Genomic DNA, 24,042 nt, shown 5'->3' with positions numbered 1-24,042 from the left:
AACAGGCCGGTTTTCACCGGCCTGCCTTCACTTTCAATCTACAATCAATCTAACTCAACTTCGAAATAATATTCTGTACCGTCTTGGAACATACCCAGAACTACTACATCTTCTCCAGATTTATCATTCAGCACTTCTAGAAGTTGTTCAACGGATTTGATTCTCACTCGGCCCTCATCACTAATGATGGAAGTGATAATAAAACCAGGTCTTGCTCCCGCTTCTCTCCACTCAGACTCTCCTACCACACTGATCATTGCTCCTCCATCTATTCGCAAGCCTTCTTTTAATTGGCTTTTCAATTCTTCGAATACCATTCCTCCGAACTCATACGTCTTAGGAACTTCTTTCTTTATGATTTTGGTATCACCATCAAAGTTCTTCAGGGTAGCCTTGGTTTTATAGGTTTTACCATCTCTCAAGTATTCCACTTCAACTTCGTCTCCTGGGCGTTTTCTAGCAACCAGCTCCTGAAGGTTAGAAACGTTATTGGTTTCTCTTCCATCCACTCCGATGATAATGTCACCCTGTTTCAGGCCAGCTTCTGCTCCACCACTGTTTTCATTCACACCACTCACATATACTCCTTGATCTACACCGAAGTCTTTATCCAAGTACTCAGCAAGTTCGGGACTAACACTTTGAATGGTTACTCCTAACAAACCTCTTTGTACTGTGCCATACTTCATCAAATCATCCATTACTTTTTTCACCAAGGTACTTGGCACAGCAAATGAATAACCCGAGAAAGTTCCGGTTCTAGTAGCAATGGCAGTATTGATTCCAATCAACTCACCAGCAAGATTTACTAATGCACCACCCGAATTACCTGGGTTCACGACCGCATCTGTCTGTAAGAAAGATTCAATCTGCATATTATTTTCATCCTGCAGGATATTGATGTTCCTGGCTTTTGCAGAAATAATACCTGCAGTTACTGTAGAATTCAAGTTAAATGGATTTCCTACCGCTAGGACCCATTCACCGATTTTAGTCTGGTCAGAATCTCCAAATTTCACAAAAGGCAGGTTTTCACCTTCAATTTTCAATAATGCCAGATCAGTAGTTGGATCTGTACCCACCACTTTAGCTAAATACCTCTTATTATTTTCTAATGAAATATCCACTTTGGTGGCATTTTCAACCACGTGGTTATTGGTTACGATATATCCGTCTGGCGAAATAATGACACCAGATCCCGAACTCATTCCCTGTGGAGATCTTGGATTATCTCTTCCTTCAGGGCTAGGCAAACCAAAGAACTCCTGCAATGGATCTCTTTGTCCTCTACCTGGAGACTGAGTATAAGAAATCTGACTTGTAATGTGTACTACTGCTGGGGTGACTACTTCTGCTGATGCGACGAAATTAATACCATCTGGTATGGTAAATTCCTCTCCTGACAACAAGTTAACAAAGCTTGCTTGCTGCTTTTCATCAAAACTGTTGGCACTTTGGGGCTGCATCAAAAAGCCCACGCCTGCCAAGGCGACAATACCTCCGATTAGTGAGGCAAGGATAATTCCTATAAAGAATTGCTTTTTGCTCATATTGTTTTTCATTTTTTATACCTCCACAACGTTTGGTGTTGAAAATCGATCCAAAAACTGAACCTTTTAAACAGGTTTTCCACCCAAATTAACAAGAATTAACCGCATTAAGGGTCTATCTTAATTAAACTAAAAAAAATAAGAGCAGGTTTTCCCTGCTCTAAAATTATTTTACCTCAATCGCAGCTTTCACTACCTTTTTCTCCTTTTTAGGAAGAACCACAGTTAACAACCCGTTCTCATAAGTAGCAGAAACTTCTTCAGCTAGGATATCTTCAGGAACGAAAAAGGATCGGCTAAATCTTCCATAATTAGTCTCTAGGCTATGGTAATTTTTTCCTTCTTTCTTCTCTTCCATTTTTCTCTCACCAGAGATAGTCAATTTCCCGTCCAACAATTCAACTTGGAAATCTTTTTTGTCAATTCCCGGTACCGAAACTTGGATCTCGTAGGACTTATCGTCTTCTGAAATGTCCACCGCAGGGCTGAAATGTTTCAATGAACTTCCCATATTCTCGTTGAAAAACTTGTCCAACATCCCACTGAAGGTAGAGGGGAAATAGGGTTCCGCTTGGTTAAATCTTACTAGTTTCATTTTCTTTATTGGTTTAGATGATCCATGTAAATTTTATATACATCTATCAGTAAATTCTATTCCAACTCAAAAAAACCAGTCATTACGGCATAATAACACCGATTTCACTAGAAAAAACTGTCATTCTGACGGGATTTAAAATTCAATTTTCACCATAACTAATTTTGGATATGCAATCACTAAGCAGGAAATCCATATTATTTCTATATTGAATTTGAAACTTTTCTCTATGAAACGCCTCATTGCTCTATTACTATTTATAGTATGTTATCTCCCGATCTTACATGCGCAACAAAACTTATTGGTTTCAGACAGCATTAGTAATGAATTACTTTCCCAAGAAGTAACATTAGATAGTCTATTTATTACTTCGGATTCAACAAAAATCGGCGTAAAAACCAATATATCAGTTGGTTCAATTTTAACCCGGGTAATCAATAAAGCACAACAGCACGCTATTTCCTTAAGTGAAATAAAACTGGAGTTAGGCGACAACCTCGATACCACAGAAATCAGCAAAGAATTACCTACGATCAAAACCTTCACTGAAATGATCAAACAAAGTATTTCTGAGAATAAAAACTATATTAATCTAAGGTATTTAAAGGGTTTAGATAATCTAGTCAGAACAGTCAATGAAGAAAACCAAAAGCATGCAAATAATATCAATGAAAGAGTAAAGGTCTACAATGAAATTGGAAATAAACTTATTGAAATAAAAAGTGATAGCTTATTTAACCTATCACTAAAAGACACGACTCTTGCACCTATCATTAATTCTGAACTGAACTCTCTGAAAAAATCTTTAAGGAGTGTAGACAGTATTTTTCTCTATTCAGAAATCTCCTTGGTAAAGTTTCAAGCTAGTGCAAGTGAAAACGCCATTTCACTTATGGAAATGAGGCAGTTCATTACTGAAAACCAAAAACGGCTTGAAAAGGAAGCTTTAGGGAAAGAGATCAATTTTATTTGGGAACCTTCCAACTTCGAGAAATCCATCACTTTTATGGAGATAACCAAGCAGTCTAGTTTGGTCAATTTGCTTATAATTGTCCTTTATTTTGGGAGACATTATATATCTATTTTTCTTGTACTCGCCGTCATAGTTGCGGTATTTCTAAAAATTAAAAGGATTGTATCTAAAATTTCCAATGAAAATGAATTCGCTTCATTGATCTTGGACAGGGTAAAATATTTTAGAAAATACACGTTGGCTTCTACGATCATTTTGATCATGCCTTTCAGCTTAATTATTTTTAAAAATCCACCTCTTATTTTTGTTTCCATTCTCTCTCTTTTACTGGCAATTGGCTCGACGTTCCTGGTTAAGCAGCAATTTGGGAGTAAATTTCATCGCTATTGGTTAACTTTTTTCCCTGCATATATACTTATTGCTCTCAGTGGTCTTCAATGGAGAATAGCCTATCAAGAACGATGGTTTATCCTCCTCAATTCAATTTTATTTCTGGCGATGGGAATCCTCACTTTGAGAGATTTAAAACATAAAAACTTCACTGGTTCTATTTTCCTCAGAAGTGCTTCTATATTTCTTATCGTCTTTCAATTATGCAGTTTTATTCTTAATGTCTTTGGTAGGTTCAATCTCTCGAAAACCTTTGCTGTCACTGGGGTAATCAATTTTTATAGAGCTGTTGGTTTATTTCTATTTATCATGGTGACCATGGAGGCGGTTTACCTTTTTACAGAATACAATAAAAAAGGCTCCAATGGGTTCACCTCATTCTTTGATTTTCAAGACCTTCAAAAGAGAATGAAAGGCTTTTTGATCTTTTTCACATCCACCATCTGGTTGTATGGAGTAATTTGGCATTTGGGCTACTTTGATCATATCTATGAAGTAGTAAGTAGTTTTTTACTTGAGGACAGGGTTTTAGGTGATACCAATTTCCAATATGGAAGTATTCTACTATTCATCATCATTATTTACATCTCCATATTCTTAGCAAACAACATTGCCTATTTCGCTACCATGCAGGACCAAAAAACTTCTTTGACTAGAAAGCAGCGGTTAGGTAGCTCTGTCCTCCTTATTAGATTAGGGGTGCTATTAGTAGGTTTCTTTATTGGAGCCACTGCTGCCAAAATCCCCTTAGACAGCATCGCGATTGTATTAGGCGCCTTATCTGTAGGTATTGGTTTTGGTTTACAAACTATCATCAACAATTTGGTTTCCGGAATTATCCTGGCCTTTGAACGGCCCATTCAAATTGGAGATGAAATTGAAGTAGGAACCAATGCTGGAACAGTGAAAGATGTGGGGATTAGAGCTAGTAAAATCCGAGCCTATGATGGGTCTGAAATTGTCATTCCTAATGGAGATTTATTATCTCAAAGTCTTATTAACTGGACATTATCTGACAAGAAGAGAAGAGTAGAATTGATCATAGGAGTGGGATATGGCTCTGACATGAAATTGGTAAAGTCAGTGATCGAAGGAGTATTGGAACGGGACAAGGTCATGAAAGTACCCGCTCCACAAGTGCTGATGCAAACGTTCAATGACAATTCTGTAGATTTCAGAGTTTTATTTTGGGTAGAAAGCATGGATATCTGGATTCAAATGCGCGCAGAAGTCATGTCTGCAATATTTGAATCATTTGCAGAGAACAATATAGAAATCCCTTTCCCTCAGCGGGACTTGTATATCAAAAGTCTCCCAGAGATATGGAAAGAAAAAGTTTCTAAACCTGGAGATGGTTTGGAAAAACCTGATTCGGAAAATCCAGAAGAATAAAAAAAGCCCCTGAGAGGAATTCACAGGGGTTTCATAACACTATAATTTCAAAATCAGCAATTAAGCGATTTTTACATTAATTGCGTTTGGTCCTTTTTTGCCATCCTTGACATCGTAAGTCACTTTGTCGTTTTGAGCTACTTTGTCGATAAGCCCGGTTGCATGAACGAAGATTTCGCTTTGAGTTTCGTCATCAACGATAAATCCGAAACCCTTGGCTTCGTTGTAAAATTTTACTGTTCCGGTAAACATAATAAATTTTGATAAATTGTAATTGAAAGTACGCTAAATGTAAATATTACCTGAAAAAAAACAAAACAATCATTTTTTATTTGAGCAAATGAAGAAAATTATTTTGGTAAGACATGGAAAATCAGCATGGGATAAGCCATTTTTAGCAGATCACAACAGACCCTTAGCAGAACGTGGATTAAGGGATGTCCCCATGATGGCGGATAGATTAAAGGCCCGAAACATTGAACCTGACCTGTTTTTAAGCTCTTCAGCGACTCGGGCTATGGCTACCGCAGCGCTGACTGCTGAAGTTTTTGGGTATCCTAAAAAAAATATTCTTGCCGATGAACACCTGTATCACGCCAGTCCCGATAAAATCCTAAAAATTATTCATCATCAAAAGGACAGTCATCAAACGATCCTGCTTTTCGGACATAACCCTGGTCTCAACGAATTAATCTATTTGCTGGGTGGAAGGATTGACAACCTTCCTACATCGGGTCAATATGGCTTTACCTTTGACACAGATGAATGGGAAAAAGTCTCAAAAAAATGCGAAAGTTTGGTTTGTGGACTATCCTAAAATGAAGGTCAACTGATTTCAAACGTTCGAACATCCTGGATCACCTCATTAAACAGCTCTGTGTGATCAAATAAATACGCAATTTTTTCTGCTACTTCCTTTGGGCTAACCAGCTTACCTTCTTCTTTAAAGGCTTTGAATTTTTCAACTTCAGGAAAGTCAGATTCATTTGACTCTCTAATTTTTCCTTGCATCCCAGTATCAACAATCCCAGGAGCCAAACTATAAAAATGAAAATTTTTCGACTTGTTTTCCTTCGCTGCAACTAGTGTAAACATGGATAATGCAGCCTTGGTACTGCAATAGCCACTCCAACCTTCCACTACCCTACTTGCAGCCCCAGAGCTAATATTACAAACAATCTTTTCTGAATCTGTCTCCTTATACCTCTTGATAAAAGCATTTGTCAAATACATTGGCCCTAATAAATTCAGGTTTACTTGTACCCTCATCTCTTTTGGACCAAGATTGCCTATTGGTTTGATTTGACCAATCCAGCCCGCATTGTTCAAAAGAATAATCTTATCAAATTCAACTTGCGGAAAAATATCTGGCAATTGCCTTTCCAAAACGTCAAGCTCTGAAAGGTCCATACTGATTTGCTGAAGGTTGGGTGAATCGATATCTAACTTTGTCCTGGAAATCGCTATGATCTGAAAAGAATGATTCCCTAAGTAATGATCTAGGATGGCACGTCCTAAGCCCTGACTATGGCCTGTAATTATGAGTAGTGATTTTGACATAAAAAAAGGGCACTAAAATAATGCCCTTTTTTCACTTATAAGATGTATTGGGATAAGTCCCTGTTTTTCACCAAGGTGGTAAGACGTTCCTGAACCATTTCCTTTGTGATCATAATTCTTGAATTGGCTTCAATGGTATCAGGCACATCAAACAGAAAATCATTTAATAAATGACTCATTACTGTATGAAGCCTTCTAGCACCTATATTCTCAACTTCCTGATTGATCAAAAAAGCTAACCTCGCAATTTCTTCAATAGACTCATCATTGAATTCCAAAAACACATTTTCGGCCTCAAACAAAGCTTGGTATTGCTTAGTCAATGCATTTTTTGGTTCTCTAAGAATTCTAGAAAAATCTTCCTGTGTCAAACTTTGTAATTCTACCCTAATTGGGAATCTCCCCTGAAGCTCCGGAATGAGGTCTGAAGGTTTTGCTACGTGAAATGCTCCTGCAGCTATAAAAAGGATATGATCTGTATTGATCACCCCATATTTGGTATTTACAGAAGACCCTTCAACGATAGGTAACAAATCTCTTTGAACACCTTCTCTACTCACATCTGGACCTCCACCGTTTTTACCGGATTTTGAAGCAATCTTATCGATTTCGTCAATGAATATGATCCCATTGTTTTCTGCCAGCTTAATCGCTTCTTCTTTCACTTCATCAAAATCGATCAGCTTGGAAGCTTCTTCTTCCAACAATACTTTTCTCGCCTCAGAAATACTCAATTTTCTTTTTTGGTTTTCTTAGGCATCATTCCTGAAATCATGTCCTGAAGTCCAGCCATGCTGGCATCATCCATCATTCCATTCCCAATCATTCCTATTCCCACAGGAGAAGATGCCTTTACATTGATTTCAATCTTCCGATCATCCAATTCCCCATTTCTAAGCTTCTCACGAAAACGCTCTCGAGTCCTTTCATTTAATTCAGCATCATTGCTTGGCTCAGAGTCCGTATCAGCAGGAATCGAATTTCTCGTAAACCCAGCACTTTTTACAGGTGGAATCAATATATCCAAGATAAGTTCTTCTACTGCCTCAGCAGCTTTTACCTTCACCGCTTCATTTTTGACTTCCCTTACCAAGGCTACAGACTGTTCCACTAAGTCTCTTACCATGCTTTCCACATCTCGACCTACATAACCTACTTCCGTAAATTTAGAGGCCTCTACTTTTGTAAAAGGTGCATTGGCCACTTTTGCAAGTCTTCTAGCAATTTCCGTTTTACCCACACCGGTAGAACCGATCATGAGAATATTATTAGGCACGATATCCTTTTGAATTTCAGATTTCACCATCAAACGACGAATTCTGTTTCTCAAGGCAATCGCCACATTCCTTTTCGCATCGTGCTGACCTATAATATATTTATCCAACTCAGAGACTATTTGTCTAGGAGTAAGTGAAATGATATGCTCCATTTTCTTTCGTTAAAAGACTTGTCCTTGATTTAGCCTATTACAAAATCAAGATTTGGCAAGCCGTTGATTTTAGATATGGTTTTAAAAGAGCATGCATTGAATTCTATGCAACACTCTTCCATACTTTAAATTTATTTTTCTGGTTCGAGATTGAATTTTATTGCTCTATCCACTTTTGATTTCAATAAAGCAATTTCCAATACCTCATCGACACGCTCTACAAAATGAAATTCAATGCCTTTGACATATTGAGCATCAATTTCTTCAATATCTCTCCTATTCTTTTTACAAAGAATAATCTCTTTGATTCCAGCTCTTTTAGCTGCCAGGATTTTCTCCTTGATTCCTCCAACAGGCATCACTTTACCTATCAGGCTAATCTCCCCTGTCATTGCGACTTTGGCCTTCACTTTTCTTTGGGTGTAGACTGAAGCCATGGCTGTCAACATGGTAATCCCTGCCGAAGGTCCATCCTTAGGAACTGCACCAGCAGGAACGTGGATATGGAGGTCATACTGATCGAAGACCCGGTGATCTATCCCTAAATTTTCTGCTTGGGACTTCAAATAAGACAATGCGGTCATCGCTGACTCTTTCATTACATCTCCTAACTGACCAGAAAGTGTCAATTTACCCTTTCCTCTACTCAAGCTGGATTCAATAAATAGGATTTCACCTCCAACACTGGTCCATGCCAAGCCTGTAACTACCCCTGCGACTGAATTGTCTTGATAAATTTCTTTATCAAAAATTTCTGAACCTAAGATCTTTCTAACGGCTTCCTTGGTAATTTTGGTATCATACTCCTCTTCCATTGCGATGGATTTGGCAACATTTCTCACCACTTTACCAATCGCTCTTTCCAAGCCTCTTACTCCCGATTCACGGGTATAATCCTCAATGATTTTCACCAAAGCAGCTTTTTCAAAAGTCACTTGCTTGGACTTCAAACCATGTTCTTTCCTTTGTTTTGGTACCAAATGGCGTTTCGCTATCTCTACTTTCTCCTCTTGGGTATAACCGGTCACCTCGATGATCTCCATCCGGTCTCTCAAGGCAGGTTGAATACTTTCCAAAGAATTCGCCGTAGCTATGAATAATACCTTACTCAAGTCATATTCTACTTCTAGATAGTTATCTAAGAAGGTACTATTTTGCTCTGGATCCAACACCTCCAGAAATGCTGAAGAAGGATCTCCCCTGAAGTCTGAAGACAGTTTGTCAATTTCATCCAGCACATACACCGGATTAGAAATTTTCACCTTCTTCATATTTTGGATGATCTTACCAGGCATCGCTCCAACATAAGTTTTTCTATGTCCACGGATTTCAGCCTCATCATGAAGACCTCCTAGGGACATTCTAACGTATTTTCTTCCCAATGCTGCCGCAATGGATTTGCCTAATGAAGTTTTCCCTACTCCTGGAGGGCCGTATAAACATAAAATCGGTCCTTTTAAATCATTCTTCAGTTTAAGCACTGCCAAATATTCAATAATCCTTTCTTTGACTTTTTCCAGTCCGAAATGATCATTATCCAAAATAGCTTTGGCATGTTTGAGATCGAAGTTATCTTGGGTAAATTCATTCCAAGGTAACTCTACCATGGTCTCAGCATAATTGAGTGCAATGGGATATTCTGCAGCGGAAGGGTTGATTCTAAGGATTTTGTCCAATTCCTTTTCAAAATGTTTTTTCACCTCTTCCGGCCAATTTTTCAAAGCACCCCTCGCACGTAAATCTTCTACTTCTTTTTCGGGCCTTCTTCTCCCAACTCAGTTTGAAGCACTTTCATTTGTTGACGGAGAAAGTAATCCCGCTGCTGCTGATCAATATCTGTATGAACTTTCTTCTGGATCTCTGATTTCAACTCCAACATCTGGATGTCTTTCATCATAAACTCCAAAAGCAAAGTTGCCCTATCTACCCCATCATTGATTTCTAATAAGCGCTGTTTAGATTCAACAGGTGCATTGATATTAGAAGATAGGAAATGAGTCAAAAACGGGGTATTGTCTATATTATCCAACGCCACCTGAGCCTCTCTAGGGATCTCTGGATTGAGATGTAGAATCCGAGTTGCCGCATCTTTCAGGGATTCCTCCAATGCTTTGATCTTCTTTGAGCTTTTTGGGAAATTTTCATCCAGGTAATCCACTTTCGCCATGAAGTATGGATCATCTGTAATCTGTTCTTTGATCTTAAATCGTTTCTTGCCTTGAATGATAATGGTGGTATTTCCATCAGGAAGCACAATCATCTTAATGATCTTTGCAAGGGTTCCCACTTGGTAAATATCGTCCCATGAAGGATCATCATTGTTTGGATTGATTTGAGCGCAAACCCCAATCATTTTATCTCCTTTCTGGGCTTTTTTCACCAAACGAATCGATCGTTGCCTTCCTACGGTAATGGGTATTACCACACCAGGAAAGAGCACCGTATTTCGAACGGATAAGATCGGGAGATCCTCCCCATAAGATTCAGTTCCCTGCTCCTCATTTTCATCTTCGGTGATCAACTGTATCAGATCTCCCTCACCTGCAAATTCCCCTACCATTAAATTTTGAAACATGGACTTTTCGAATTGACTCATATAGACATTATGACAGACTGACTGTCAGGATTTAGCTAAAATAAAAGAAGAACCTTCCAATAGCGAAGGTTCTTCCTAAAAGGTCAAGGGGTATGCCAAAGGTTGAAATGGTCAAAATGGCAGACAGAAGTGATAGGAACATCCAAAATATGGATTTAAAATTCTGGTTAAATGAAATTGTGTATTACAACTAATAACTCCTCAAAGAAATGCCACTTTCAGATTTCGTTTTTAAAGAATCATAATTGTGGTAAATCAATAGGTACATAAAACAAAACCGGGCCAATTGACCCGGTTTGATAATTCTTTCAATTGTGGAAAATCACCCTCCTGTAAATAATTTCAGCACATCATTTCCAATGGCGAATACCATTAATGCCAAGAGGATAACCATCCCTACTTTTTGGGCATTTTCCAAAAACTTATCAGATGGAGCTCTTCCAGAAATCATTTCATACAATAAAAACATCACGTGTCCCCCATCCAAAGCCGGAATTGGCAATAGGTTCATAAAGGCTAACAACATGGAAATTAATCCAGTAATGGTCCAGAATTTGGTCCAATCCCAAGTATCTCCATAAATCTTTGCCATGCCGATCGGTCCACTTACATTTTTGGCAGACACTTCTCCTGTAAACATTTTACCCAAAGCTTTTGCATTGACAATCACTACTGTAAATGCACGCTCTGATCCTTTCATAAAGGCTTCTCCTAATCCATAACTTCTTCTTACTGGCTCTATTAATGCAGTTACCGCAATATCAATGGTTCCTCGATCAGTTACCTCAACACTGGTATGAGTAGTATCCCCATTGCGTAATAAAGTGATGTCGGCATTTTTACTTTTCGCATCAGCCAAGGCAGATTGTAACTCATCAAAATAAGTCACTTGCTTTCCATTGATTGCCAATATTTTATCCTCAGAGGTAATTCCAGCTTTCTCAGCAGCACCACCCTTATCAATCACTGACAATTGGAATGGATATCGGATGTCTACAAATTCATCAAGCGCTTCCTTTTTGTTGAATGAATTAATGAAACCACGAGGAATCTCGATTTTTAGTATCTCACCATTTCTATCCACTGTATAATACCCATTCTCTTCCAACAAGGCTGAACCACTACTTAAATCATTGATGCTGGTGTATGGCTGTCCGCTGAGATCTAGAATTTTATCTCCCGTTTTTAATCCAATGGATTGTGCAATTTCTCTGGCAACAATCCCATTTTCCACCACTTGATCTCTGGAGAAATAAGTTTCTCCATTATTATACACCATCACAAAAAATATGAGGACTCCGGTGATTACGTTGACGATAATCCCCCTAGCATCACAATCAATCGTTGCCAAGCGGGCTTGGATCTAAATTCCCATGGTTGAGGCTCTGCAGCCATCTGCTCTGTATCCATGGACTCATCTACCATCCCAGAGATTTTCACAAATCCTCCCAATGGAATAGCCCCTATGGAATATTCCGTTTCTCCCCATTGAAATCCAGCAATTTTTGGTGGAAATCCTATTGAAAATTTCTCCACTCTCATACCAAACATTTTGGCAGTGAGCAAGTGTCCCAACTCATGTAAACCTACTAGGATGGATAATCCCAGCACCAGTTGGCCCACCATTATTAATGTATCCATTATACTTTACGCTTAATTAATTGTTCTGTAATTTCTCTAGCCCTACGATCTGTCTCCACATAATCATCCAGATTCGGCTGTAAGATAAACTCTGTTTTGGAAAGTGTCTCCCCTATCAGGTCAGACATTTCCAAAAATCCTACCTCTTCTTTTAGAAATGCATCTACGGCCACCTCGTTTGCTGCATTCAAGATACAAGGAGCATTTCCTCCTTTTGCCAACGCGTCATAGGCCAATTGAAGATTTTGAAAAGTCTCAATATCCGGTTTCTCAAAGGTCAATTGAGGATAATTCATAAAATCAAATCGCTCAAAATCACTTTTCAATCTATCCGGGAAACTCAGGGCGAACTGTATGGGAATACGCATATCCGGCAAGCCGAGTTGCGCTTTTAATGATCCGTCTTCAAATTGTACCAAAGAATGTATGATACTTTGTGGATGTACAATCACTTCAATCTGATCAGTTCTCAGACCAAAAAGCCATTTTGCTTCAATTACCTCCAAGCCTTTATTCATCAATGAGGCAGAATCTATGGTGATCTTAGCCCCCATCTCCCAATTAGGATGCTTTAAAGCCTGCGCTTTGGTCACGGTTTCCAAAAATGTTCTGTCCTTTCCTCTAAATGGTCCTCCTGAAGCGGTAAGAATGATTTTCTCTATAGGATTATGAAACTCTCCTACCAAACATTGGAATATTGCAGAATGCTCGGAATCTACAGGATAGATATTTACCCTGTATTCTTTCGCTAAAGCTGTGATAATTTCTCCAGCAACCACCATGGTTTCCTTATTGGCCAGGGCAATTTGTTTCCCCGCTTTGATAGCATGGATCGTAGGTATCAAACCAGAATAGCCTACCAAAGCAGTCAAAACTACATCAATGGTTTCCATTTCCATCACCTGCGCAATTGCTTTTTGGCCGGCAAATACTTTGATATCCTTCGGAATTAATGCATCTCTTACCTGCGCATAATGGGCTTCGTTCCCAATCACCACAGCATTTGGATTAAACTCCAAAGCTTGCTGGATCAACAAACCTGCATTATTTTGAGCGGTAAGGACTTCGACTTGGAAGTCTGAAGAATGTTGGCGAATTACCTCCAAAGTTTGAGTTCCGATACTTCCGGTACTACCTAAGATGGCTACGCGCTTTTGTTCTGTCATTCAATTTGGGATTTTGAGCAATAAACCTTCGGATCGTATCGAACGTTTTCTCAATTAGCTGACAAAATTACAAGATGCCCAGACTTTTCCTTGTACATATCGTCAGTTTTTATTGGATGGGCTGATTTTTGCTCGATTTCGTTACAACTATCGCACCTTTTCTTAAAATATGTGAAGGCAGCTAACTGATTTTTCTTCATCTCGTCAACTTGATAAATGAAATTCTATGAAAAGTCTTATTAAAACAATTGGTTTACCTTTTCTCTCCGGATTAGCTGGTGCAGCAATTTGGACAACTCTCAGTTTTTCAGATTCCAAAGATCAGGTACTACCTACCCCATCTCCAAAGATGGAACAAATGAGTTTTGCTTCCGATTACTCACCCAATCGGACGCTACCAGACTCCCTCCTACATCATTTGTAGAGGCTTCCGAAAATAGTACTCAATCAGTCGTCTTTATCAAAAATTTCTCTGGTACAGATCCAAGACGTTACAGTATGTTTGATTATTTCTTTGGCTCAGGACCATCCCAACAGGTAAGCTCCGGTTCAGGAGTGATTATTTCTGACGATGGATACATAGTTACCAATAACCATGTCATAGACCGAGCAGAAACCATTGAAGTGATCCATCAAAAGAAAACTTATAAAGCCAGACTGGTCGGTACGGATAAAAATACAGACATCGCCGTTTTAAAAATTGATGCAGAAGGACTTCCTGCTATTAAAAGAGGAAAAAGCCGAGATCTGAAAATCGGGGAATGGGTGTTGGCTGTAGGAAATCCGTTCAATTTGACCTCTACCGTTACCGCCGGAATCGTATCTGCGAAGGAACGTCAGATCAATATTTTGGGAGGTGATTTTCCATTGGAAAGCTTTATACAAACTGATGCCCCTATTAACCCCGGTAACTCAGGGGAGCTTTGGTCAACGTGAATGGCGAGCTCGTAGGAATCAATACAGCCATTCTCTCCAGAACGGGGTCTTATACCGGATACGGCTTTGCAGTACCAGTAGATATTGCCATGAAAGTATCTAATGATCTGATTCAATATGGGGAAGTACAAAAAGCAATTCCAGGTATTGAAGCCGTGGAAATCACTCCCGAACTTGCAGAGGAAATGAATATCAAAACCTTGGATGGTGTGATCGTCACGCATGTAGTAAGAAACGGAGCAGCGGAAGAAGCTGGACTACAAAGAAGCGATGTGATTACGCAACTAGGAGATCAGGAAATCACCGGGATGGGTAGCTTTGAAGAAGCACTTTCCTATTATTACCCAGGGCAGAAATTACCAGTGACTTTTTTCCGAAATGGATCTCCAGAAACCGTTCAGTTAACACTCCAAAACCTGGAAGGTGGAAGTGGCATTATCAAAAGAGAATACTATAGCTCTGCCTTACTAGGCGCTAAATTGGAAGCCGTCAATACCATTGAAAAAGATAAAATGGGAATAGAATATGGCATTAAATTGACCGGAATGACCAGAGGCTACTTGAGGGATTTGGGACTTCGCGAAGGCTTCATTATTACTCAGATCAATCGTGAACCTGCCAGAGATCCAAAAATAGTAGGTAAGTTTTTAGAAGAATATAGTGGAAAACTTTTGCTGGAAGGGGTAGCTACCAGTGGTCAACCTTTTATGCAGAGCTATACCATCAGGTAATTGGGCGCTCCCTAGGGCAAAAAGATTATTTAAAATTCTCTTTATGCCTTAGGGAGCATCTCTTAAATTTAGTATCTTAATTAAAAGTAACGCCCATGAAGACCTTACCTCAAACTTGCGAGCAATGCTTAGAGGAATACCAAGTAGCTTTGGAAGACCTTCGCTCCTATATTCAAAGAGCCAGAAAAATCGGATTAAATGAATTCCAAGCGCGTGAGTTGATCATTAATTTTGAAGTGGCCCATGAGCTTGCCCTTAAAGTCATGACCAAATATTTTGAAAAACAAGGGAAAGGTCCCTTTTCCGGATCCCGAGACTTGACGGCTGAAGCCTTCCATGCAGATCTAATAGATGATGGAAAAGCCTGGCTAGATATTGTGATAGATAGGATACAGTATAATCCTGTTTATGCCATTGATACCCAAGATAAATTCTTGGATAACATTCAACATAAATACATTCATATGTTGGAGAAATTTGAGGATGTAATGAGTGACAAGCTCAACTAAAAAAACAAAGGCAGTGACTGAATCACTGCCTTTGTTTTTATTTGCTAGATATATTAATAAAAAAGGAATCCGGAAGGACCTCTTCCTACTTCAAAATTCCTGATTTCAGTACCTTCTTCATCATATACTGTTACCGAACCATTTCCTTGAAAACCATTGGAATTGGAGAGATAAAGCTCATTTCGAACTTGATCAAATCCTATCCCGTAAAATCCAGATCCAGTTATCCAATCTAGATCCAATTCGGGGCCCAATACAGAAACTCTGGATACCCCGTCCTCATAATCAGGCCATCCAGTACTGGTAATCAGGTAAAACACATGATCATTTCCAAAAGCAATTCTTCCTGTGGCATTGGCAACCGGAAGCGCATTGGTGGTGGCCTTAGTCAAATTATCCAAATGAAAAGATTGGAAATAAACCTCATCTGAACCGGTAGAATATAGCCAAAGGGTACCATTGTCCTCAAAGAACTGTGCTGGATGTCCATCCACCTCCAAAGTTTTGATCACTTCTTCTTTTTCGGCATCAATAATTTCAACTTTCCCTTCTTCGGAACCTGCCACAAACACATACTTCCCATAGGCAAATAGGTCCTCAGGCTTATTGGACACTTCAATTTTTTTGGAAACAACTCCTCCATTTAAACCATCCACTACCGCGACATATGAATCTGGAGTGGCATACGAGGCATCATATGGCCCATAATCAGAAATAAAGAGTTTACTCCCTACCACGGCCAGGGAACGAGGTTGGTCAAAACCCCTGATATCGCCCCGACACTTTTAAAAGTTCCAGCATCAACAATTTCTACTTTCCCTGTATTTGCTACTAAATACAAATTGTCATTTGCAGGAACCATATCTTCCAACAAACCTGCAAATGGTCTAAAATTTTCAGCTTCAAAAATTGTAGGTGTCAAGGTTTCTGTGCTTGGGTCCAAATGATAAACTTCTCCGTCATTTGTCCCAAAATTCCCTCATTCATAATTAAAATACCTTGTTCATAGGCCCCTAATGGTTGTTCGGGATCTGAATCATTACACGCAAAAAGAAGCAAACTGAGCGCAAAAGCTCCAAATAGTTGGTTGAATTTTAACTTCATAAGTTTATTGATAAATTAAATTGAAAAGACCTTCCCGGCATCGCACGGAGATAGAGCACTTGGTACTCAGTATTGAATAAATTATTGATTTGAAAGCTGATAGGCACTGAAATCTCTTTCCATTTGATATTTTGGAAAGCAAGACCTGCGTGGAACAATTGGTAAGAGGACATCAGTCGAGGATTATCCGCAGTGATGGCTCTCTCCCCCACATAAAAAGTCCCCAAGAAAGCAGAGAACCCATTTTTCAATAAGGTTAACTTTGCATTCGCTTGGTGTCTTGGTGTATAAGGAAGTTGCTTCCCGATAGCCGGGTCAGTCTCTCCAATTCCTTGAGTAGTAATGGCCCTGCTCCAGTTATAGGACCAATTTCCTATCCATTTCCAGCCATAAATTTCCCCGGAAACTTCTCCCAAATACTCTATTCCCTGGTTGCTGACATGCTTGATATTTTCAGGAGTCCAAACAGCCCCCTGTGGTAACCAGATAATCCAATTGTCCACACTCATTCTAAAGTAAGTCAAGCCATTTCGCCAGTTTACATTCCCTTCTCGCCTCCAATCCAAGCCTACTTCTCCGTTCCAGCTTTCTTCAGGCAATAAATCAGGATTCCCGCCAGGTTCCCAAAATCGATCATTGAGTGTAGGTACCTTGAAGCCTTTACCAATGGATGACTTTAGTAAGAGTTGTTGATGTTCCTTTTTCAATAGCTCCCAGTCCATTCCAAGGTTAGGAGTAAATGGGGCAAATTGATCTTGATATACAAATTCACGGAGGTTCAGTGAAAAGCTTAACCTGTCATTGAACTGGTAATTTGCCGATTGATAGGCTTCTATTCTCTGGTCACTGGTGCTGTAGGAACTCAAATCTGCTTGGATGTAGGTAAATCGAACGCCTGCTCTAATTGTCCACACATCGGAAAATGTCCTATCCCAATCTGTTCCCAGAAAGTATTGCCTCGTTTGACTAAGACTTCCATTGAATAGCAAATCATCTTTCACTAGACCAGTTTTGAAATCCCAAACTGATTGATTGCCAAACTTGTAATAATCCAAAACTGCTTTGAAACTTTTATCCTCCTGAAGATCATGGGAAGTGGATCCCATCACTGCTTGAATTTCCCTATCGGTTTGATTGTACCAAACTGCAGCTTTGAGTTGTGAATTATCGGTGACATTCCAGGCGAAATCCTGCACCAATCCTACTTGTTCAAATTGTGCATGATCCTGATTTACCTCAGGAGTTCCTATTTGCCCCAAGTCTTTGTAAGGAAAATTATTTTTTGAAAACTCCCTATAGATTCGGGTAGATGAACTGATCGTGGAATTGGAATACTCCCCTTCCAAATACGAATTGAATGTTCCAAAGCTTCCAAATTGTTGCGTTAAACCAACATGAAATCCATCCGAGAATTTGGGCTTGGTCTGCAAATGCAAACTTCCCCCGATGGCCTCATTCCCAAACAATGCTCCGGCATTCCCAAACTGCAAATTCACCTGATCAACAGCAGCAACAGGTAAAATAGACAAATCACTTTGCCCCAAGGATGGACTATTGATGGGGAGACCATTCCAAAATAAGGCAGTATGACCTGCAGAGGTCCCTCTGAAAGAGGGAGATGCCAGCATCCCTGCCCCGTATTGCCGCACAAATACGGGTGATTGTTCCTGAAGCAAATCAGCTAAGGATCTTCCTTGGTAAGTTTCAAGTTGGGATTTATCCCAATTTTGCAATTTTTGTCCATGAGCAAATCGATCAATGGCAGGGGCATAGATTTCTACTTCAGCCAATACCACTGTATCCTGGACAATCGGGTGTACCCCGAAAAATGAAACTACCCACAAAAACAAAATCATGCCTGATCGAAATAAACTGAATGTCTTTCGACTCGGGCTTGAAGAGAAAATAGAAGTAATGAATCTTTCCCAAATCAGCATACCTGTTTCGGGAATTGGTGCATCCTTCATTGCTTTTCCTCCGAAAGCACAGAATCATCGAAATGGCAGGTCTCCTGGCTTACCCAATTTTGCCTGCCTTCTCAGTCTTTACAGTAGAGACCAATGGCGAGGGTTGACAAAATCTTTTGTAGGGAAATTCCTACGTGGGCTTACAGTTGCGGGGACAGCTCCGGTATTTCACCGGATTCCCTTTTAATCCAAAATCCGACATCGAATTCAGGAACCTATTTCGGCTGCAAACATAGCGGGGTTTCTATTCAAAAAAAAGTAGTCTGAAATTCTTTTTTTGGAACTAGAAAAATCTGACACTTACTTTGGAACTTGAATTGCACCAAGCTCCAATGAATAAAATTTTTAAAATTTTCTTCTTAACCCTACTGATTATCAATGTCTTTTCTTGCCAAAGAAAAGAACAAATCCAAGAAATTGAAACTAAAAAAATCAGTCCTATTTATGCCAATGGATTCTCTTTGGAGCAAGGAGATGGATTTTGGATCGTGAAAGTTTTGAAGCCTTGGACGGGTGCTCAAGAAACTTTTTCCTATCTGATTCTAGAAGAAAATACATTACCTCCTATTGGGGATTTTGATGCAACCATTCAGCTTCCAATCCAAAAAGTAATTCTTACTTCTACGACTCAAATCCCACATTTGGATCTGCTCAATGAAACCAAAAAATTGATCGGTTTCCCCAACTTGGATTTGATTTCCTCGCCAATTACAAGAGACCGGATCAAAGAAGGTGAAATCATAGATTTAGGCGCTGGAGCCTCAGCCAATACTGAACTTATCATTGACACGGATCCAAATTGGATCATGGTCTCCACACTTGGGGATGATCTTCGCTATTTGGAGGTTCTGAAATCAGCTGGTATTCCTGCAGTCATCAATGGTGAATATGTGGAGCAACACCCCTTGGGAAGAGCTGAATGGATTAAATTTACTGGAATCCTCCTCGGAAAATATGAGGCCGCAAAAGCTCAATTCGAGCAAGTTGAACAATCCTACTTGGAAGCTGAAAAACTTGCAACATCCATCCCTGAATCAACAAAACCATCCGTCCTAAGTGGAGTAATGTACCAAGATATTTGGTATGCACCTGGAAGAGATAGTTGGGGGGCAAAAATCCTTGATAACGCTGGAGGGAAGTATGTTTTTGAAGATCAAGAAGGTACTGGTAGTGTACAACTTAACTATGAATTTGTATTGGATCAGGCCATAAAATGTACTTATTGGATTGGCACTGCTGATTTCTCATCCATTCAAGCAATGGGGGAAGCTGAACCGAGATACAAGGCATTTGAAGCATGGAAGTTAGGAAACGTATATTCCTACACTCATAAAAGAGGTGAAACAGGAGGGTTGGAATATTTTGAATTGGGTTATATGAGACCTGATTTAATCTTAAAAGATTTGATTAAAATCCTTCATCCTAAGTTACTTCCTGACTATGAGTTGTATTTTTATGAACAACTTCATGAAAAATAACCGGTCTGTTACATTTATTTTCGGGGCTTTTGCCTTCCTAGTTTGCTGCTTTCTATTGAATGTCAGTCTGGGATCAGTAAGTATTCCTGTTTCAGAGATTATTCAAGGTTTTTTTACCGGCGAATGGGAAAAGACATCTTATGAACAGATTATTCTCTACTACAGGTTGCCTAAGGCTATCCTTGCGATTTTAGCTGGAATTGGACTGAGTATCAGTGGACTGCAAATGCAAACTTTTTTAGAAATCCACTTGCAGGCCCCTATGTTTTAGAATCAGTTCAGGAGCTGGTTTAGGGGTTGCCATTTTGATTCTGGCAAGTTCCGCTTTCGGATTAGGATTGGGAACAGCGATCAGTCCTTGGGCAACAGTGATAGCCGGCACTCTAGGAGCCGCCTTGGTATTGGTTATCGTAAGTTTAGTTGCTTGGAGAATTAAAGACAGCATGACCCTATTGATTGTAGGCTTGATGTTTGGCTCTGCGGTATCAGCGATCATTTCTGTCCTTTCCTACTTTTCAGGTGCAGAAGCTTTGAAACTCTTTACCGTATGGTCCATGGGAAGCCTAGGCGGGTTGGTATGGAATCAAATTTTGGTCTTAGGCTTGGTGATTACCCTGGGAGTGATCCCCATGATTATTTCAATAAAATCCTATAATGCCATGCTCTTGGGAGAAAGTTATGCCAAAAGCATGGGAATCAACCCCACCCACTTCGCTGGTTGATGATTCTAAGTACAGGATTATTGGCTGGGAGTGTGACCGCATTTTGTGGTCCTATCGCTTTTATAGGAATTGCAGTACCTCATGTAGCCAGAATGATTTGGAAGACGGCAGATCACCGAATTCTATTTCCTGCTGCTGCATTGATGGGCGGTATTTTATTATTGATCTGTGATGCGATTGGTCAATTACCTGGCTCTGCCCAGACCCTACCCATTAATGCCGTAACTTCCTTAATCGGTGCACCGATCGTCATCAGCTTGGTATTGAGGAAAAACTTCAGTAAAGAATTCTGAGCATGAAGAAAAAGGCAGTAATCGGTAATAATCTTAGTTTGGGATACCAAAGAGGAGAGCTCAGAAAAGAAATTTTGAAGGGATTGAACTTCGAACTCTATTCTGGGCAACTTACCTGTTTATTAGGCCCTAATGGCGTAGGAAAATCCACTTTGGTCAAAGCGATCTTAAGGGAAGTTCTACCTTGGAAGGGGAGCATCCAACTTTTTGGGGAAAACGTTCAGGAGTATTCAAGTTCCAACTTGGCTAAAACCCTCTCGGTAGTTTTGACAGAACCAGTTTCTCCGGGCAATATGACTGTGGGACAATTGGTTGCTTTAGGGAGAATTCCACACACGGGATGGACTGGAAAGCTTTCCAAGAAAGATCAAGAAGCAGTCAAAAAAGCGTTGGCAGATACCAAAATCAGTTATTTGGAACAGGAACGTTTATCAGAAATCAGCGATGGTCAGCGACAGAAAGCCATGATAGCAAGAGCTTTGGCACAAAATGGTCAAATCATGATCCTGGATGAACCAACCGCTCATTTGGACCTGATCAACCGGTATGAAATCATGCATTTACTTCGGGAAATCTGCCAAAAACAGGAGAAAGCTATATTGGTGGTTACCCATGATTTGGAGATTGCCATGGAAACTGCCGACCAATTTTGGTTGCTAACCTGTGGTCTCCCTCTTATTTCAGGAATTCCAGAAGAATTGGTGCTATCAGGAGAAATCAACCAGCTTTTGCCTGGAGATAAATTTCATTTTGATCCAGAAAAAGGAAGAATTGAAAAAAAATAGGCTCCAGAAAATGGAAGATTGTGGGAGATCCAATTAGTAGCTTCTGGGTAGAAAAAGCGCTGGACAAATCTGGTATTCTTCCTGTATCTGAACCCATTTATGTAGAAAAATTCCCTTTCTCAATTCAATACAAAGGAATTCTGTATTCTTCCCTTTCAGATTTCTTGTCTTTTTTATTGGCATAAAAAACTTTTTAAATCCCTCAGATTTAATACTTTTGTCACTTATATCACAAACCCTATAAATTTTATAGAGAATTGTTTTAACAATTCAGAAAATTCATATATTTGTCATACTAATTATTTGTATGACACAAGAGCAATTTGCAAAGTATTCGTTTCTCCTCGATCGCACTGCGCGAAAGGTGAAACAATATGCGCAGCAACAGTTTAAATCAGGGGATTTTGATGTGACGGTGGACCAGTGGTTGGTATTGAAAAATCTTTCTGAAAATCAATTGCTTAGTCAAACCGAGTTGGCGCAACTGGTATTTAAAGACCACCCAACTCTAACTCGGATCATTGACTTGCTTTGTAAAAAAGGATATGTGGAGCGAATTCCGCATCCTCAAGACAGAAGAAGTTTCCAGCTGCATTTAACTGATGCAGGAGCTTCCAAAGTCACGGCTTTACGTCCTCAAATACTTGAAATCCGAGAAAAAGCATGGGAAAATCTTCATGAAACGGATTTTGAGGAGTTTAAAAGAATATTGAACACCATCTATAAAAACTTAGGCGGTCAAGAGATAGAAGAATAACTAGTTGTTATACTAATTATATTTATACGAACAAAAGCTTTCAATCTAGGGTTTACCCATAAAGTCAATATACCATGATTCACACAGACCTTTGTATCATAGGAGCCGGACCAGTTGGCCTTTTTGCAGTTTTCGAAGCAGGTTTGCTGAAAATGCGTTGCCATCTGATCGATGCATTGCCTCAGGTAGGCGGGCAGCTTTCTGAAATTTATCCTCAAAAACCTATTTATGATATTCCGGGATATCCTGAAGTAAAGGCTCAGGAATTGGTGGATAACTTGATGGAGCAAGCAAAGCCTTTCAAACCAACCTTTACCTTGGGGGAAAGAGTAGATCATTTGGACAAGCAAGAGGATGGTTCTTTCATAGTAACCACTTCAGATAAAACGCATGTCCATGCAAAGGTGATCATCATTGCAGGAGGTTTAGGATGTTTTGAACCAAGAAAGCCAGCATTGGAGAACTTGGAAACATTTGAAGGAAAAGGAATTACCTATATGGGAAAAACCCTGAAACTTTCAGAAATAAAAAGGTGGTTCTTGCGGGTGGTGGAGACTCTGCGTTGGATTGGGCCATTTATCTTTCCAATGTTGCCGAAAGAGTGACTTTGGTACATAGAAATGAAACATTCCGTGGTGCTCCTGATTCCGCAGCGAAGGTTTTTGACTTGGCCAATGAAGGTAAAATTGATTTGATTCTTTCTGCCAACTTAAAAAATGTAAGGTGGAAATGGTGTATTGAATTCTGTGACCCTTGAATCCAAAGCAAAAGAAGAAATCAAAATTGATGCTGATTATTTAATCCCTTTATTTGGATTGAGTCCTAAGTTAGGTCCAATAGCAGATTGGGGATTGAGCATTGATAAGAATGCAATCGAAGTGGATACCAGGGATTATTCTACCGGAGTGGAAAGAATCTATGCCATCGGGGATATCAATACCTACCCAGGAAAATTAAAATTGATCCTTTGCGGATTCCATGAGGCAGCAATCATGATGCATTCTGCCTTCAAATATGTATATCCAGATCAAAAATTGAGCTTCAAATACACCACAGTTAATGGTGTAAATACATTTTAATTGTAATTTCGAGCATGGTTAATTTCACAGTAGAAGATCATGACGGAAACCGTCAAGAAATAGAAGCTCCAGACGATATGGGCTTTAGCCTTATGGAAATCCTAAAGGCATCAGAATACCCTGTATTGGCAACCTGTGGTGGCATGGCACTTTGTGCTACCTGCCATATTGAAATACTGGAAGGAAAAGACGAATTAGGCGAAGCTACCGACATCAGAATTGGATCAGTTGGAAAACTTACCGGAATACTATCCTACCTCCAGACTAGCTTGTCAAATAAGAATTGGGGAAATCCTAGAAGGAGCTGTCATCAAACTTAGAGGTGAGGATCAATAAATAGCCCATCCTTAAATATTCTTAAAGCCACTCAGAAATGGGTGGCTTTTACT

General features: G+C 39.6%; 19 protein-coding genes, 6 pseudogenes and 1 riboswitch. Of the genes and pseudogenes, 13 read left to right on the top strand and 12 right to left on the bottom strand.

The genetic code is table 11. The features are described from left to right. Positions 1 to 44: 44 nt before the first annotated feature. On the bottom strand, positions 45 to 1,550 hold the full coding sequence (locus V8V91_RS21475; RefSeq protein WP_373400777.1) for a S1C family serine protease: 1,506 nt from the start codon (positions 1,548 to 1,550) through the stop codon (positions 45 to 47). 166 nt (positions 1,551 to 1,716) lie between these two features. Then, entirely contained in the window at positions 1,717 to 2,145 is a 429-nt protein-coding gene (locus V8V91_RS21470) for an Hsp20/alpha crystallin family protein (protein WP_373397132.1), read from the bottom strand. A 229-nt stretch (positions 2,146 to 2,374) separates the two neighbouring features. Here V8V91_RS21470 and V8V91_RS21465 point away from each other — a divergent pair, with 229 nt between their 5' ends. Next, entirely contained in the window at positions 2,375 to 4,900 is a 2,526-nt protein-coding gene (locus V8V91_RS21465; RefSeq protein ID WP_373397131.1) for a mechanosensitive ion channel domain-containing protein, read from the top strand. A gap of 60 nt (positions 4,901 to 4,960) precedes the next feature. Here V8V91_RS21465 and V8V91_RS21460 read toward each other — a convergent pair whose 3' ends face one another. Then, positions 4,961 to 5,152, bottom strand: a complete 192-nt coding sequence (locus tag V8V91_RS21460) for a cold-shock protein (RefSeq protein WP_074222999.1) — start codon at positions 5,150 to 5,152, stop codon at positions 4,961 to 4,963. 88 nt (positions 5,153 to 5,240) lie between these two features. On the opposite strand from V8V91_RS21460, the gene V8V91_RS21455 reads away from it, so the two are divergent. Beyond that, on the top strand, positions 5,241 to 5,717 hold the full coding sequence (locus V8V91_RS21455; RefSeq protein ID WP_373397130.1) for a histidine phosphatase family protein: 477 nt from the start codon (positions 5,241 to 5,243) through the stop codon (positions 5,715 to 5,717). An 8-nt stretch (positions 5,718 to 5,725) separates the two neighbouring features. Here the strand turns inward: V8V91_RS21455 and V8V91_RS21450 are convergent, their stop codons facing one another. The 5 genes and pseudogenes from V8V91_RS21450 to V8V91_RS21430 all read right to left on the bottom strand — a co-directional run bounded on the left by V8V91_RS21450 (position 5,726) and on the right by V8V91_RS21430 (position 13,292). Continuing rightward, positions 5,726 to 6,460: an SDR family NAD(P)-dependent oxidoreductase gene (locus tag V8V91_RS21450; protein ID WP_373397129.1), complete on the bottom strand. Its 735-nt coding sequence runs from the start codon at positions 6,458 to 6,460 to the stop codon at positions 5,726 to 5,728. A gap of 35 nt (positions 6,461 to 6,495) precedes the next feature. Further along, positions 6,496 to 7,889 (bottom strand): annotated as a pseudogene (hslU, locus tag V8V91_RS21445) (ATP-dependent protease ATPase subunit HslU). Positions 7,890 to 8,020: 131 nt separating this feature from the next. Then, positions 8,021 to 10,464: pseudogene (gene lon / locus V8V91_RS21440) on the bottom strand (endopeptidase La). 343 nt (positions 10,465 to 10,807) lie between these two features. Continuing rightward, a pseudogene (gene rseP, locus V8V91_RS21435) lies at positions 10,808 to 12,126 on the bottom strand (RIP metalloprotease RseP). Next, on the bottom strand, positions 12,126 to 13,292 hold the full coding sequence (locus V8V91_RS21430; RefSeq protein ID WP_373397128.1) for a 1-deoxy-D-xylulose-5-phosphate reductoisomerase: 1,167 nt from the start codon (positions 13,290 to 13,292) through the stop codon (positions 12,126 to 12,128). Before V8V91_RS21430 ends, rseP begins: the two are co-directional and overlap by 1 nt. A gap of 498 nt (positions 13,293 to 13,790) precedes the next feature. Between V8V91_RS21430 and V8V91_RS21425 the strand changes: the two are divergent. Together V8V91_RS21425 and V8V91_RS21420 are read left to right on the top strand one after the other, a co-directional pair. Beyond that, positions 13,791 to 14,959, top strand: a pseudogene (locus V8V91_RS21425) (S1C family serine protease). Between the two features lie 95 nt (positions 14,960 to 15,054). Then, the gene (locus V8V91_RS21420; RefSeq protein WP_373397126.1) at positions 15,055 to 15,468 is read left to right on the top strand and encodes a nucleotidyltransferase substrate binding protein; all 414 of its coding nucleotides are present in this window, start codon (positions 15,055 to 15,057) and stop codon (positions 15,466 to 15,468) included. A 53-nt stretch (positions 15,469 to 15,521) separates the two neighbouring features. Here the strand turns inward: V8V91_RS21420 and V8V91_RS21415 are convergent, their stop codons facing one another. The 4 genes from V8V91_RS21415 to V8V91_RS21400 are packed head-to-tail and all read right to left on the bottom strand — an operon-like array spanning position 15,522 to position 18,539. Then, entirely contained in the window at positions 15,522 to 16,205 is a 684-nt protein-coding gene (locus tag V8V91_RS21415; protein WP_373397125.1) for a YncE family protein, read from the bottom strand. Next, positions 16,199 to 16,390: a hypothetical protein gene (locus tag V8V91_RS21410; RefSeq protein WP_373397124.1), complete on the bottom strand. Its 192-nt coding sequence runs from the start codon at positions 16,388 to 16,390 to the stop codon at positions 16,199 to 16,201. Before V8V91_RS21410 ends, V8V91_RS21415 begins: the two co-directional genes overlap by 7 nt. Beyond that, positions 16,387 to 16,572 carry a hypothetical protein gene (locus tag V8V91_RS21405; RefSeq protein WP_373397123.1) on the bottom strand — a complete coding sequence of 62 codons (186 nt, stop codon included), beginning with the start codon at positions 16,570 to 16,572 and terminating at the stop codon, positions 16,387 to 16,389. The genes V8V91_RS21410 and V8V91_RS21405 overlap by 4 nt, the downstream gene beginning before the upstream one ends. Next, positions 16,569 to 18,539, bottom strand: a complete 1,971-nt coding sequence (locus tag V8V91_RS21400; RefSeq protein ID WP_373397122.1) for a TonB-dependent receptor — start codon at positions 18,537 to 18,539, stop codon at positions 16,569 to 16,571. Before V8V91_RS21400 ends, V8V91_RS21405 begins: the two co-directional genes overlap by 4 nt. A gap of 16 nt (positions 18,540 to 18,555) precedes the next feature. Further along, positions 18,556 to 18,773: riboswitch (cobalamin riboswitch) on the bottom strand. A 98-nt stretch (positions 18,774 to 18,871) separates the two neighbouring features. Between V8V91_RS21400 and V8V91_RS21395 the strand changes: the two genes are divergently transcribed. The 9 genes and pseudogenes from V8V91_RS21395 to V8V91_RS21355 all read left to right on the top strand — a co-directional run bounded on the left by V8V91_RS21395 (position 18,872) and on the right by V8V91_RS21355 (position 23,989). Further along, on the top strand, positions 18,872 to 20,017 hold the full coding sequence (locus tag V8V91_RS21395) for an ABC transporter substrate-binding protein (RefSeq protein WP_373397121.1): 1,146 nt from the start codon (positions 18,872 to 18,874) through the stop codon (positions 20,015 to 20,017). Next, positions 20,007 to 21,032, top strand: a pseudogene (locus V8V91_RS21390) (iron chelate uptake ABC transporter family permease subunit). Before V8V91_RS21395 ends, V8V91_RS21390 begins: the two are co-directional and overlap by 11 nt. A gap of 2 nt (positions 21,033 to 21,034) precedes the next feature. Next, positions 21,035 to 21,817: an ABC transporter ATP-binding protein gene (locus V8V91_RS21385; protein ID WP_373397120.1), complete on the top strand. Its 783-nt coding sequence runs from the start codon at positions 21,035 to 21,037 to the stop codon at positions 21,815 to 21,817. Between the two features lie 20 nt (positions 21,818 to 21,837). Then, positions 21,838 to 22,002, top strand: coding sequence for a hypothetical protein (locus V8V91_RS21380; protein ID WP_373397119.1), 165 nt, complete (start codon positions 21,838 to 21,840; stop codon positions 22,000 to 22,002). Positions 22,003 to 22,124: 122 nt separating this feature from the next. Continuing rightward, positions 22,125 to 22,574: a MarR family winged helix-turn-helix transcriptional regulator gene (locus V8V91_RS21375; RefSeq protein WP_074222986.1), complete on the top strand. Its 450-nt coding sequence runs from the start codon at positions 22,125 to 22,127 to the stop codon at positions 22,572 to 22,574. 74 nt (positions 22,575 to 22,648) lie between these two features. Further along, positions 22,649 to 23,179, top strand: a complete 531-nt coding sequence (locus tag V8V91_RS21370; protein ID WP_373397118.1) for an NAD(P)/FAD-dependent oxidoreductase — start codon at positions 22,649 to 22,651, stop codon at positions 23,177 to 23,179. Further along, positions 23,107 to 23,331, top strand: coding sequence for an NAD-binding protein (locus tag V8V91_RS21365; protein WP_373397116.1), 225 nt, complete (start codon positions 23,107 to 23,109; stop codon positions 23,329 to 23,331). The genes V8V91_RS21370 and V8V91_RS21365 overlap by 73 nt, the downstream gene beginning before the upstream one ends. Next, positions 23,321 to 23,653, top strand: coding sequence for an NAD(P)/FAD-dependent oxidoreductase (locus tag V8V91_RS21360; protein WP_373400775.1), 333 nt, complete (start codon positions 23,321 to 23,323; stop codon positions 23,651 to 23,653). The genes V8V91_RS21365 and V8V91_RS21360 overlap by 11 nt, the downstream gene beginning before the upstream one ends. Before the next feature lie 14 nt (positions 23,654 to 23,667). After that, positions 23,668 to 23,989: pseudogene (locus V8V91_RS21355) on the top strand (2Fe-2S iron-sulfur cluster-binding protein). Positions 23,990 to 24,042: the final 53 nt, after the last annotated feature.

Origin of the sequence: Algoriphagus halophilus, assembly GCF_041729275.1 — a bacterium.
Classification (GTDB): Bacteria; Bacteroidota; Bacteroidia; order Cytophagales; family Cyclobacteriaceae; genus Algoriphagus; species Algoriphagus halophilus_A.
Note: the sequence above shows the minus strand (reverse complement) of the source record. Positions and strands in the feature narration are given on the sequence as shown.